General features: G+C 68.6%; 13 protein-coding genes. 9 read left to right on the top strand and 4 right to left on the bottom strand.

What is annotated here, in order from left to right:
- Positions 1 to 38 precede the first annotated feature (38 nt).
- The 6 genes from L3078_RS34210 (at position 39) to L3078_RS34235 (ending at position 4,888) form a co-directional block, all read left to right on the top strand.
- Complete coding sequence (locus L3078_RS34210) at positions 39 to 1,127, top strand: MFS transporter (RefSeq protein ID WP_239760572.1); 1,089 nt, start codon at positions 39 to 41, stop codon at positions 1,125 to 1,127.
- Positions 1,124 to 1,804 carry an HAD family hydrolase gene (locus L3078_RS34215; protein ID WP_239757791.1) on the top strand — a complete coding sequence of 227 codons (681 nt, stop codon included), beginning with the start codon at positions 1,124 to 1,126 and terminating at the stop codon, positions 1,802 to 1,804. The genes L3078_RS34210 and L3078_RS34215 overlap by 4 nt, the downstream gene beginning before the upstream one ends.
- Positions 1,805 to 1,849: 45 nt before the next feature.
- Positions 1,850 to 2,722, top strand: coding sequence for an SPDY domain-containing protein (locus L3078_RS34220; RefSeq protein WP_239757792.1), 873 nt, complete (start codon positions 1,850 to 1,852; stop codon positions 2,720 to 2,722).
- Positions 2,723 to 2,762: 40 nt separating this feature from the next.
- On the top strand, positions 2,763 to 3,257 hold the full coding sequence (locus L3078_RS34225) for a hypothetical protein (RefSeq protein ID WP_239757793.1): 495 nt from the start codon (positions 2,763 to 2,765) through the stop codon (positions 3,255 to 3,257).
- Between the two features lie 24 nt (positions 3,258 to 3,281).
- On the top strand, positions 3,282 to 3,791 hold the full coding sequence (locus L3078_RS34230; protein ID WP_239757794.1) for a hypothetical protein: 510 nt from the start codon (positions 3,282 to 3,284) through the stop codon (positions 3,789 to 3,791).
- Between the two features lie 119 nt (positions 3,792 to 3,910).
- Positions 3,911 to 4,888 carry an MSCRAMM family protein gene (locus L3078_RS34235; RefSeq protein ID WP_239757795.1) on the top strand — a complete coding sequence of 326 codons (978 nt, stop codon included), beginning with the start codon at positions 3,911 to 3,913 and terminating at the stop codon, positions 4,886 to 4,888.
- A gap of 251 nt (positions 4,889 to 5,139) precedes the next feature.
- On the opposite strand, the gene L3078_RS34240 is transcribed toward L3078_RS34235, so the two are convergent.
- From L3078_RS34240 to L3078_RS34260, 4 genes are all read right to left on the bottom strand, one after another.
- On the bottom strand, positions 5,140 to 6,312 hold the full coding sequence (locus tag L3078_RS34240) for a hypothetical protein (RefSeq protein ID WP_239757796.1): 1,173 nt from the start codon (positions 6,310 to 6,312) through the stop codon (positions 5,140 to 5,142).
- 162 nt (positions 6,313 to 6,474) lie between these two features.
- On the bottom strand, positions 6,475 to 7,803 hold the full coding sequence (locus tag L3078_RS34245) for a hypothetical protein (RefSeq protein WP_239757797.1): 1,329 nt from the start codon (positions 7,801 to 7,803) through the stop codon (positions 6,475 to 6,477).
- Between the two features lie 406 nt (positions 7,804 to 8,209).
- Positions 8,210 to 8,992: a hypothetical protein gene (locus L3078_RS34250; RefSeq protein WP_239757798.1), complete on the bottom strand. Its 783-nt coding sequence runs from the start codon at positions 8,990 to 8,992 to the stop codon at positions 8,210 to 8,212.
- A 637-nt stretch (positions 8,993 to 9,629) separates the two neighbouring features.
- Positions 9,630 to 10,262, bottom strand: coding sequence for a DUF2461 family protein (locus L3078_RS34260; RefSeq protein ID WP_239757799.1), 633 nt, complete (start codon positions 10,260 to 10,262; stop codon positions 9,630 to 9,632).
- A gap of 331 nt (positions 10,263 to 10,593) precedes the next feature.
- Here L3078_RS34260 and L3078_RS34265 point away from each other — a divergent pair, with 331 nt between their 5' ends.
- From L3078_RS34265 to L3078_RS34275, 3 genes are all read left to right on the top strand, one after another.
- Positions 10,594 to 10,947 carry an SPDY domain-containing protein gene (locus L3078_RS34265; RefSeq protein WP_420864134.1) on the top strand — a complete coding sequence of 118 codons (354 nt, stop codon included), beginning with the start codon at positions 10,594 to 10,596 and terminating at the stop codon, positions 10,945 to 10,947.
- Between the two features lie 95 nt (positions 10,948 to 11,042).
- On the top strand, positions 11,043 to 11,351 hold the full coding sequence (locus L3078_RS34270) for a hypothetical protein (RefSeq protein ID WP_420864135.1): 309 nt from the start codon (positions 11,043 to 11,045) through the stop codon (positions 11,349 to 11,351).
- Positions 11,352 to 11,429: 78 nt separating this feature from the next.
- The gene (locus L3078_RS34275; protein ID WP_239757801.1) at positions 11,430 to 12,116 is read left to right on the top strand and encodes an SPDY domain-containing protein; all 687 of its coding nucleotides are present in this window, start codon (positions 11,430 to 11,432) and stop codon (positions 12,114 to 12,116) included.
- Positions 12,117 to 12,213 lie beyond the last annotated feature (97 nt).

Consider the following 12,213-nt stretch of genomic DNA (forward strand, 5'->3'; position numbering starts at 1 on the left):
GTCTGCTGACGGGGTACTTCGCCGCGCTCGGGGTCGTGATGGCCGTCTGGGGCGCACGGATGCCAGCCGTCCAGCAGGCGGCCGACCTGAGCACCGCAGGTCTCGCCCTGGTCCTGCTCGCCGCCGCCGTCGGCATGGTCATCGGCCTTCACGTCGGCGGGCGTCTTGCCGCTCCTGCCCGGGAGCCGCTGCTGCTGACCAGCGGCGCAGTCGGCCTCGCCGCCGCCCTGGCGGTGATCGGCGTCTGTCGCACGCCGCTCACCCTCGCTCTGGGGGCGTTCGTGTTCGGTATCGCGCACGGTGTGCTGGACGTGGCTCTGAACGCCGCGGCGGTCCGCTGCCAGGACCGACTCGGACGTTTCATCATGTCGTCCTTGCACGCCGCCTACAGCCTGGGCGCGCTCGGTGGGGCCGGACTCGCCGCTCTCAGCGCCCACACCTCCCACACCTGGCTGTTCGCCGTCACCGGTCTCGCCGTCGCCTCGGCTGCTGTGGCCATGGCTCCAGTGGCCCGCACCCTCGGCATGCTCGAGCCCACTACCCCCGCCATATCCCGGCGTACGCCGGACCCGAAGGACTCGCCGGGCTTGCCCCGGGCGCGCTTGTGGCTGCTGGGGGCACTGGCCGCAGCGTGTCTGCTGGGGGAGGGGGCCGCAGCCGACTGGGCGGCCGTGCACCTGCACAGCCTGGATGCCTCGACGGCGGTCAGCGCCTCCGCGTTCGCCCTCTACAGCGCGTCTATGGTCGCCGGAAGGCTCGCCGGGGACCGCCTCATCGCCCACTTCGGCGCCCCGATGGTCGTACGCATCGGGGCCGTCCTTGCCGCGGCCGGGCTCACAGCTGGCCTGGCCCTGGCCACCGTCCCGGCGGCCCTGGCCGGCTGGGCGGCACTGGGCCTGGGCCTGTCCGTCACCATCCCCAGCCTGATCACCGCCGCCGGACGCGGCGGCCCCGGCGCCGTCGCCACCGTCTCGGTCACCGGCTACGCCGGACTGCTCGCCGGCCCCGCCCTCATCGGCGCCCTCGCCACCCTCACCGCCCTGCCCCACGCGCTGCTGCTGCCCGCCCTCCTCGCAGCCGCCGTCGCCGCCCTGTCCCGCAAAGCCCTGGAGAACCCCACCCCTTGACCAGCACTTCCCTTACGCCGACCCGTGCGGACGCCGTGATCATCGACTACAACGGTGTTCTGGGCCGACAGCCCACCCCTGCAATGTGGACCCGCCTCGCCGACCTCGCCGAATGGCCCAGCGGGCACATCGCCGCCTTCCAGGACGCCTTCTGGGCTCCTAGAGAGGCGTACGACGCCGGAGAACTCAGCGACCTCGCCTACTGGGCCAAGGTCCTCGGCCACCACCCCGGCGCACGCTGGCTGCGCACCTTGCGCACAGCCGACGCCGCCATGTGGATCCGCACCGACGACCGCATCCTCGACATCCTGCGCCGCGCTCACGCCACGGGGCTGCCCATGGTGCTGCTCTCCAATGCCCCGCACTTCCTGAGCGACATCCTTGATGCCACCGACTGGCGGCGCGAGCTGATGACCGACGCCCTGTACTCGGCACGCCTGGGCCTGTGCAAGCCCGACCCGGCCGCCTACCGACACGCGCTTGTGGCCACCGGCATTGCCGACCCCGGACGCGTCCTGTTCATCGACGACCGCGAAGACAACTGCCAGGCCGCCGCCGAGTTGGGCCTGCGCACCCTGCACTACACCGGCCAACCCGCTGATCTGGAGGAGCAGTTGCTCCCTTCCGGCCCGGTCGCCGTGCGCTCACCAGCAGCCCCTCGCGGCGCCAGCCACTGATCTCGCCTGCCCTCGCTCGACACCACCCCGACGCTCAGAACTTTCGTGCCCGACACCGAAGAAATCTACGGCGACGTCTACGTATCCCCGCGCTACCTCGCCGGCAGCACCGCCATCGGAGACCCCGCGCTGGAGCCTCTTCTCGCGCTCGGCTTCGACTTGCGTCACGACGACCTCGGCAACGCTTACGTCACGGCGCCCGACCACCGCATCCGCCTCGGGTTCCTGCCTGAGGGAGACGACGACGGACTGTGGCGGATCAACGCCTACCGCGACCGCTTCGGCCCGCCTGCGTGGGGCGTCAGCTTCAACGACATGGCGCCCACAGAGTTTGTCACCGCTTTCACCACTGCTCTGGCCCAGGCATACACCGCCGGCCCCGACACTTACCTCGCCCCGCCCGACCTCAAGGATCCCGAGCTAGGCGCCTTCGACGCCGTGGTCCCGCTGATCAAGGGTGGCTGGCAGTTCCAGCACCCGCGCTGGGGCGTAATGGAACTCCAGCCCCCCGACGGGATGGCCACCCTGGAATACACCACCGGCCGCCTCGACCCGGAGAAGGAACTCACCACCCTTCAGGCCCGCTGGCATCTGTGGGGCGGCCCGAAGAGCGGTCACGCCCGCTGGTATGCCACCGCCTCCACCCACACCCCGACTGCCCTGGTCAAGGCCATCACCCAGAGTGTGGCCGACCCGGCGCCACTGCCGCGCTGGAAGGACTCGCTGCTTCCCTGGCTGCGCGAATCCGCACAGCTCACCCCCGTCACACCATCCGCACCCCCGGTACCCACTCCGCTCGACGTCCAGCGCGCCGCCGCCCGCCGCCCGCCGACCCTCGGCACCCGCAGCGTCCCTCGCTGGAGCACCACCACCGTTGCCGCGGCTCCCACCGCAGCCGGTACCGGCCCGCGCCGCTGAACGATCCCTCCCCCACCGCACGCCAGAAGGCATTCCGTAAGTGTCCCTGCACGCCCAGCAGTTCTTCACCGAGCACCTCGCGCTCCCGTTCGCCGATAGCTCGGTCGTCGGCGGCACGTACTACGCCACTCCGCTGCCCAGCAGCCCACTCCGGCTGCGCATCGACTTCTCACGGACGATCGTCGCCGACGAATACGGGGGCCTGCGCCTAGCCGTCATCCACCCGGACAAGGGTGAACTCGATGCCGTTGCCTTGTCGTTCACCGAACACGGCACCTTCGCCCACCGTGACGCAGCCCGCAACACGCAACCGGGGCAGATCGGCTACGGCATCATCCGGGTCTTCAAAGACCGGCCGGACTGGGTGCCGTGGCAGGGCGCGCACGTCGCCAATCTGCGTGCGGCGATCGAGCAGTACACGGCGGTCTGGTTTCCCGGTACTTGGAAGACCACTCCGCCCGTACGCAGCCGGAGCCGTACGGCGCGCAACGTCCCCACTGCCCCGGCCGGCGCCTCAGCAACACGAAAACGCTGACCCGCTTCCCGACCACGGAGATACATGACCCTGCCCCGCTGGCTGGCCCTCCGGCGCCGACCGCAGCCCGAGGTCACTCGCACCGCCGAGCCCGAGGCCCATTCCCTGCCGGGACCGCAGGGCCCCTGGCTCACGGACCCGGACTTCCGAGCCCGGCTGCGTTCCGCCACGCTGACCATGCTCGACCTGGTCGAGAACGTCATGGAAGACGACTTCACCCTGACCGAGTCCATCGACGGCTTCCGCTACCACGCCGCCGAGTTGCTCAACATTCCCGCCGAGTACGGCGTCCTCGTTGAAGCCGAGGCCGCCGCCCAGATCGTCGAAGCCGCCGGCCTACCCGCGGGCTCACCCTTCGGCCTCTCCATTGCCCAGGGCCTGGCCTGCATCCAGGCGCTGTCCATCGAGGACCAGCAGAACCTCGTACGGGCTGCCGCCCGCCGCTACGCGATCAACGCCCCCACACACCGTCCAGCGCGAGCCCGTCCGGCACCGCCCTCCCCGACGGGCCAGCCGTCCCGAAGTACCCGTTGACCGGCCTCACCCCGCTCGCTACCGACGGGCAGCCCTGCCCGCGTCTCACCCAGGAGAGTTCCTACTTGCGCACCCGCTCTGCCCGCAGCCTTCCCGCCGCGACCATCACCGTCGCAGCCGTGACTGGCACGATGGCCTTGGCCCCCGCTGCCTCGGCGCAGACCCTCGAGCCGACACCGACCACCAGCATCACCCCGCTGAATGTGGCGGCGACCGGCGGCATCACCATCCTGAAGAAGGATCCCGGAGGAGACGTTCTCGCTGGCGCCACGTTCACCCTGCTCGACTCCACAGGCCAGCAGGCCGCCAGCGGCAAGACCGATACAGACGGCCAGCTGGCCTTCAAGGACCTGGCCCCGGGTGTCTACCGGCTTGGGGAGGTCTCCAGCGGCAGCCCGCTGCATGACGTGGTCGACGACCAGGACGTCATCGTCACTCCGGGCGCCGACGCACCGCTGACGATCATCGACCCCTTCAAGCCCGCCTCCCTCCTGCTGAAGGCCAGGGACGACAAGAGCGGCAAGCCGCTGGCCGGATCCACCGTCAACATCGGAATCGGCGACAAGACCGTCCTCACGCTCACCACGGGCCCCAACGGCACGGCCACTGCACAGCTGCCCGTCAACAGCCGTACCGGCACCAGCTTCTGGGGCAAGCAGATCAAGGCACCTGCCGGGTACGACCTCTACAAGCCCTCGCGCACCTTCACCGCGAAGCCCGGCGACTCGGTCACCGTGACCATCACCAACGCCAAGACCGCCAGCACGAGGCCGAGGCCCGATCCCTCGGAGAAGCCGTCCGACAAGCCGAACCAGGACGAGCCGACGTCGGACAATCCGACTCAGGGCAAGCCTGGTAAGGACGGCAGAGCCTCCTCGCCGTCCGCCTCGCCGTCCGCCTCGGCGTCCGACTTCCCGGTCGCGCGCCAGGCCGCGTCGAGTGCCTCGGTGCCAGCTCCCGAGGGCACGCTCGCCCACACCGGCGCCGACGCCACCCCATGGCTGCTCGGCAGTACCGGCCTCCTGATCGCCGCCGGTGGCGGCGCGGTCCTGGCAGCACGCCGACGTCGTCCCGACGGCGACGTGTCCGAGGACTGACCGAACCTGACCCACGACATGAGGCCCCAGGGATCCAAGCCGCGGCGGATTCTTGGGGCCTCACGCATGCCCGGATTTCGTACCCTGCGACCTCGCCAGGACCCATCACACTCGATCGAGCGAGCCCGAAGAATATCTTGCCCGCACCGGTGCCTATGCCGGACGGCCGAGGCGGGTGCAGTGACGCGGATTCCTATGGGGAGTGGGCTCCCTCTCCCACGAGCGACTGCCGGGCTGGCCCTGCTGGTCTGCTACAGGTCACGGCCTGCGCGCCACGCGGACCGGCGGGCGCGATCCTTGTCGCGCAGGCATGTCGCCAGACCAACGAACTCGTTCCTGGCCTCCTGTGGGTCGCGGCCCTCGAGCAGGAGCTCGGCCAGGGATGCCACCGGCCAGACGACCAGTACGCCGTGTCGCGCGAAGTACACGGCGAGGGTGCGAATGCGGAAGGTGTCGGCAGTGTCGAGCCACGCGCCGGCGAGCAGCTTCCAGATGCGGCGGCGCGCCCGGCCGGTGGCGACGTCGGCGGTGACCACGCTCGCGATCTCCAGCAGGGTCGCGCCCTCCGGGCCGTCGAGGACGAAGGTGTGATCGTCCCAGTGGTCGAAGATCACCGGGCAGGTGATGCCCCAGGGCGTGCCGATGGGCGGATCACCGGCCAGGCGGCGCATCTGCTCCAGGGCACCCGAGGTGATCAGCCGCCGCGTAAGGGCCAGGGGATCGGCGATCGCCTCGTCGTGCGCGCTACGGTGCAGTTCCTCGACGCTCGGAACGTCCTCTCGGAACACTCGGAACAGCGGGTGTTCGATGCTTTTGTTGCGATAGGCGTACTGGAACGCGGCGAGGATCCAGCACAGCCGGGCCAGGCCCCGTTCCGGCCCTGGCCCGCCGAGCCGGCCGAGCGGGGCGTGCGCGGCGAAGTAGTCGCGCATCCGGTTGAACAACTCGCCGAGCACCGGTTCGTCCGGCAGGCCGGGACGCGAGAAACCGCGGTGTCCCCGCTCCGCGGAGGTGAACACCATGCCGACTGTCGCCCCCGCGTCTCGTGCCGTCTTGAGGTCGATCCAGCCGCCCGGCGTCGGACGCATATCCAGTGCCCGCTCGCGGCGATCCTCAGGCAGACCAGCGTGGGTGGGATAGCGCGCCGCCTGGGCGTCTGCCCAGGAGCGCGAGACAAGCCCGGCGCCAGCCAGTCCCAACAGTGCCGCATAGGGTGGGGCGGGCTGGATCAGTGCGGCCAGGCGCAGCGTGAAGGCACGGCCGGCCTGGCTCCAGTGATGTCTGTCGACCGCTCCCTCCGGGCGCGTGACGAAGCGGTCACGGACCTGAGCCGCCATGTCCCGGGCCGCCTCGGACGATCCGGACAGCCGCGCCTCGCACCAGTCACTCAACTCACCGTGGTACAGGTGCGAGACGACCGACATGCGGTGATTCTACGATCATCGGCCAGCGCGACGGGAGATCGCCGGTTGCCCGAACTACCTTGCGGTATGCGTTGAGTCGCGATCGTTTGGTGATGTAAGCGATAGCCGCAGCCGCTGCTGTGTGGGCAAGTCCGCGGCCCCAGTGATATCTGGGGCGTGCGTTCAAGGGGTCTCTTCCAGTAGCCGGACAAGTGCCTGCAGTTGAGGGCTGCGTTCGTCCTCGTCCAGCCCGTCTGGCATAGGTGGCCACTCCGGTGCCTCGGTGTACGCGCGGGTCACATTGGAGGCGCGCCAGGCGATGGCCGGCGCGCGGACGTCGCCTCCGGCCAAGTCGTCGCGCAGGGGCAGCAGTTCCTCCAGCCACGGACGCGGGTCGTGGTACAGGTAGGAGAGCTCGCCGTCTTCTTCGAGGCGGTGGAGTTTCACCAAGAGATCGTCACCGACGATCGTGGTCGTAACAGCAAGTCTGTCTTCGTAGGGGGCTATCTGGTGGGCGAGAGTGGCCGGGAGCCGCAGCCACAGAGTGCGTGATCCTTCCTGGCTGAAGCGGAGACCGGCGTCGAAGTACTGGGGAATGAGCTCGTCCTCAGTCCCGAAGATTGGGTGTTCGTTCCAGTCGGTCCACTGGTCGAGCACGAGGGAGTCGGAGCTGACGTCCGCCCCAGGCAGCTTCGCACGGAGTTTGAGCATCTGATGCTCGGTGAGGTGGCGGCCGAGGGCTCGGAACTCGTAGTACCAGTGCTTGTTTCCTCGCCGACGGCGGTGTCTTTCGCTCGGGACCGATTCCAGTTTGGGCTGGGGAGCCTTATAGCGGACTTTGTGCCGGTACCGCCTCCAGTCCCGGATTGCTTTGGCTTCAAAGCGAGGGTCAATGTAGCCGCAGGCTGGGCCTTCTTCGCCGTCGTATCCCAGATCCCGTTCTGCCTGATTGTAACCGTCCACGTCATCGGGGTAGATATTTTCCAGGTACCAGCCAAGAAACGCCGTGAGTAGAGTGGCCCGCTGCTCGTCGCCTGCTCGCTCGATCTGGGCGTGGACCGCCTCCCACAGCTTGTTGGGATGGGAATAGTCGGTCCGCATCCGTGCAAGCTGTACGCGGAACAGCTGTACGAGCGCGCCGATGTCTCGATCGACGTCGGGTCGGGCCTCCGGGCGGCCCTGGTAGCTGTCGGCAGGGCTAGCCAGCCGAGCCAGCACCGCAGCCGTCAGGCGGGTCAGCACCCGGGTGCAGGATGTTGAGTGCAGTGGGATTTGATGCAACTTCAGCCCGCCAGTCGCGCCGTTGCCGGAAGCCGCACGTTCCAGAAACAACAGCACCCCCGCCTGCTCATTCAGCCAGAGTCGATGCCAGACTCCGCTATGTGATGCATGCGCCGCAGCGATCTTGTCCAGTTCTCGCGCGCTGGGATTCTCGCCTCGTACACGCCGCACAAGGTCGTCAGCGTCGCCGGTCATGCCGGTGGCGATGAGCTGGTACTGCTGCTGGCTCATGGATAGCGTCTCCGGTCTGGCTTGTGTCCACTCCGGCTTGTGAGATCACTGTCGTGATCGCGCCAACTCATCCGGAGTCCTGCAGTGCATGAGCAACTCTCCGAGCGACCGGACGGTCCTGCTTGATGACTGGTCGCCGCGAACCAGTACCAGCCCCGCGAAATGACGCTCCTAGCGCGTTCGCCCTAGGTTCGCTGGCAAGGAAGCCCGAGCAACTAGGTTCCTTGTCAAACGCCTCGATTGGGTGAACTGTAGGGTCTCGCGACTCGTGTCCCGCAGCGACATTGTGACCTAGTGGCTCCGTCCGAGTCTCCCGCCGTGACCGGCCAACCAGTCTCACGGACGTCTCCGAATCCGCGGACCGGTGCCCGGCCCGAGCGTTGACATTCCCCGCGCCGGGGCAGGCTCAAGGGCTGCCATCGAGATGAGAGCGAGCCGCTTGAACGAAGCCTGTGCGCACTTCGTGGAAATGGAGCCACCGCCCGTGCGGGAAGCGCTCCAGGGCCTCGCTCAGCGACAGCTGTTGACTGTAGGTGAACAGGAGGGCCCCGGTATCAGAGGCGGATAGCAGGCCCAAGGTGATGATCTGGAGGCCGAGCTGCTGCCCGTACTCCGTGCGGCCTGGATCGCGGGAATCCATTGCCCGCAGCTCGCGTAGGGAACTGAGAATCGCCGCGATCGGCCGATCCTGATCAGAGGGAACCTCACGCTCCTCACGCTCCCCGGCTTCTTCGAGCACGCCCATTGAGCGCGCAGCAGTGAGTGCCTGTTCCAACTCGAAGATGGTGTTGACTATGGCGCTCTGTAGGGCATAGCCCTTAGAGACGATCTGCTCGGGCCCTTCAAGCTCGATCTTGCGATATGCGTCTGCAGCGCTCGCGGAGCGAGGATAAGTCGCTTCGAGCGCCAGCTCGGCCTCCGGCAGATTCTCATCGGCGAGATGCTCGGCCACGACTCCGGCAGAAAGCCTGAACTCATCCACGGCGCCGAGATATTCGACCCACACGTCGCGCCTTACGGTTCGTCGCCACTGTGCGTTCTGGTCTCGGCCTTGTGCCCTGACCGCCTCGATGGCTGCGTTCGCCTGCTCTTGCATACTGCGTGCTTGCCAGCGGGCGCCGAACAGACCAAGCGCCACACCTGCCACCGCGATCAGCGCCGCGAGTACGGCAGCTACCCCCTGATCCATTCCGACATCGTTTCATGCCGAGGATCACGCCGAAGGGTGGGCCGGTCAGGCTCAGATCTGTGGCCCACCGGCCACCGAGTGGCCATGAGTTAGGAGATTTGGCCACGTAGTCGGAGATCCCACAGTGACAGCTGTAGGGTCTCGCGCTTCGCTGCATACGCAGAGGCTGTGACCTGCGACTTCTCGCGGTGTCTCACGCTGCTCCATCTGCGGTTGTCTCGGCTCGCGGCGCATCCCCGCCAGGTTTGCTGAGGCCGCTCCGGACGGGCAGATCGCTGACCTGCGGTGTCTCACGGCCCGCTATCACCCGGGACGGCTGTGCGGTCGGCTGTGTGGGGGTGCCGTACGGCGGGAAATGCGGAGGTCGTTCTGCCGCCGGATGTTCGACCGCAACATCACGCTGCGCGGGGGCATCGCCCCGGTCCGCGCCCGCATTCCCAAACTCCTGCCGGATGCGCTCTCCGGGGCCCTCGATCCGGGGCCCATCTTCGACGGTGCCGTCCCCCTGGCCGAGGTGCCGGACGGTTATCGGGGCTATGGACGACCGGTCGGCACTGAAAGTGCGCATCACCGTCAGAGTGCGGGGGCCGGCGGCACGGGCGTGGTTCCTCCCGTGCCGCGTGGCGCCCTCGTGATGTCAGGCGGTGCGTTTCACGTGGCGGACCAGCCACATCAGCAGGGCGTCCAGGTCGGCGGCGGCCGAGAGGACCCGGTCGACCGCCTCGGGGGTGTGCAGCCACTCCTCGCAGCCGAGGGGACGGGCGGCGATCAGCGAACGGTGGCGCAGCAGGTTCGCACGGGAGTGGTCGGTCGGGTAGCCGCGCGGGGGGCGTTTCATCACGTCCCCGGAGATGTCGTAGCCCTTCTTCCGCACGTCCTTGACGATGGCGGACAGTTCGCGGCCGCTCCCCTCGGAGGCCACGGCTTTGCGGAACATGTCCACCTGGCCGGGATCGGGGTACCACCAGGCGCCCTGGATCCGCAGGCCGTCCAAGGCGAACCGGAGACCGATCTCGATCTTGCGGCCGAGCCGGATCACCGCGCCCTGGTGCTGCCACCACCAGGAGTCGGTGCGGTAGTGCCAGACGGAGAAGTCCTCGTACCGGGGGTCGGTGTCCGCGACCTCGTTGAGCAGGGCGATCATCGGCTGCCGGACCAGGCGTTCGCGGTCCGCGCGGTAGCGCTCGCGGGTCGCGTGGGTCGGTTCGCCCTGGAGCTGCCACAACACGTCCATAGCCTGCTCCGGCCAACCGGTGAACTGTCCGCGCATGCGCGGAGGATAGCTCACCCGTGATCCGCGCGCGCGGAGAGTGAGACGGGCAGCGAGGCGTAACCCCAGACAAGGTGGGAGGTGCTGCGGCGGGGCTCGCCGACCAGTTCGATGTGCCGTGCGCGGTGGGCGAGTTCGTCGAGGAACACGGAAAGTGCAGTCGATATGAAGCGGGCGGTGAGATTGTGCAGCCGAACTTGAGATCCCACAACAGCGGTCAACAGTTCGCCTGTGGCAGACAGGAAAGATCCCGAAAAGACTGGCCAACGCTTCTAGGGCATGTCAACGTAGACGCCTTCCCGGAAAACACCAGGTCAGAGAGGTGATGCCTGTGGCCTTGGACGTGGCCCAGCCCGGATTCGCCACCACTGTCGAGGCGCTGCGGCTGCACTCATGGAAACTCGGTCCCGGCCGACCGATGCTGGTGATCGACCAGTTCACGGACGCCGACTTCAAGCTGGTCGTGGACGACCGCGCCGATGTCCATGTGAACAGCAAGGACGGGCGGTTCTATCTCGGGTGGTTCCCGATGGGTCGTCCCGGCACCGACGGTGAGGGCTGGGTGATCGCGGTCACCGGCACCGCGAAGGTCCGCGGGTACCGGATGTCGTTCGACACCGAGACTCCGGCCGCCATCGTCGCCGCTGCCGTGGCCCAGGTCCTCGCCACCTCCCAGCCGCTCTGAACAGCGGGACCGACGCCACACCACCGGGCGCCCTGCGCGCCGCATACCCTGCCCAGCTTCGGGACACCCTTGTCCGCTACCGCGAGGAGAACGCTGTGGACGAACCGCATCTGCACGAGATGACCGTCGGTGAACTCGTCGACCTTCTGGCCGCCTGCGACCGTGAAGCGACGGCCCGGCTCGCCATCAACCCGCTCTTTCCCATGGCCCACCGTGTCGGCGGGGTGATCGCTGCCCAGGATGAGAACGGCGACCCGCTGGTCTTCATCACCGAGGCCAAGGACGCCGAGCAGGTCGGCCACCTCCCACCGGACGTCGCCGTCGAACTCACCTGGCACGAGCCGACCGAGGCTCCCGCACGCCGCCGTCGCAGGGCGACCGGGCCACGCGACGACGGCAGCTGAACCACCAACGACCCTACGGAGGCGCCCCTGCACCCGCACGACCCCCACGACCCTGCCCACCCCGACCCGCAGGAGGCGGTGTACTGGGTCACCCCGCGCCACCTGGCCGGCGACGACGGCGCGCTCGGCGAGCGGATCGGCGACCTGCTGACCGGCCTGGGCTGGCGGCTGTGGCCGACCTCCCGCCACACCCTGCTGTACGTGAGCCCGGACGAGTTGCGCGGCGCCGAGTGGATCCTCGCCAGCTACCCCTTTGAACTCGGCGGACTGCCCGTGGCGTGGCAGTTGTCCGCCCGTCCGCATGCCACGAGCGCACTGACGGAGTGGAACGCCTACTTCACCACGGGCGTCCCGCACGAGGCGCTTGCCGATCTCCTCGTCGCGCTCGATGCCCGCGAGGCGCCCGACACCGGGTTCGACGGGCCTCAGGCGGTCATGGCCGCGCTTGTCTCCCAGGGCTGGATCCGGGACGTGGACCGCCCCGCGACCGCGGCCACGGACCCCGGCTTCGCTTCCAGCGTGTCGCTGGAGGAACTGCCCAAGCTCATTCAGGACGCCGACCCGCGCCCCGATCTGATGGGCTGGCAGGCGTGGGCGGAACCTGTTTTGGGCGCCCCCTATCTGTGGTGCGCCAGCTTCAGCGCCAGCGTCCCGCACGACCTGGTCGCGGCCTTCGCCGCCTCGCTCGCCTCCCCGGTCCCCGTGCCTCGGCGCACCCTGCCCGAGGGCGCGCAAGAGCGGCTCACCGTCGTGCGCCGTGACTGACGACGACGCCTTCTCATGCCGGCCGCCCCTCGCCCCGGGCGGTCGCTTCCGCTGCGAAAGGATTCCCAATGGAGTTGTCAACCCGCGTTGGTGACTC

Origin of the sequence: Streptomyces deccanensis, assembly GCF_022385335.1 — a bacterium.
Classification (GTDB): Bacteria; Actinomycetota; Actinomycetes; order Streptomycetales; family Streptomycetaceae; genus Streptomyces; species Streptomyces deccanensis.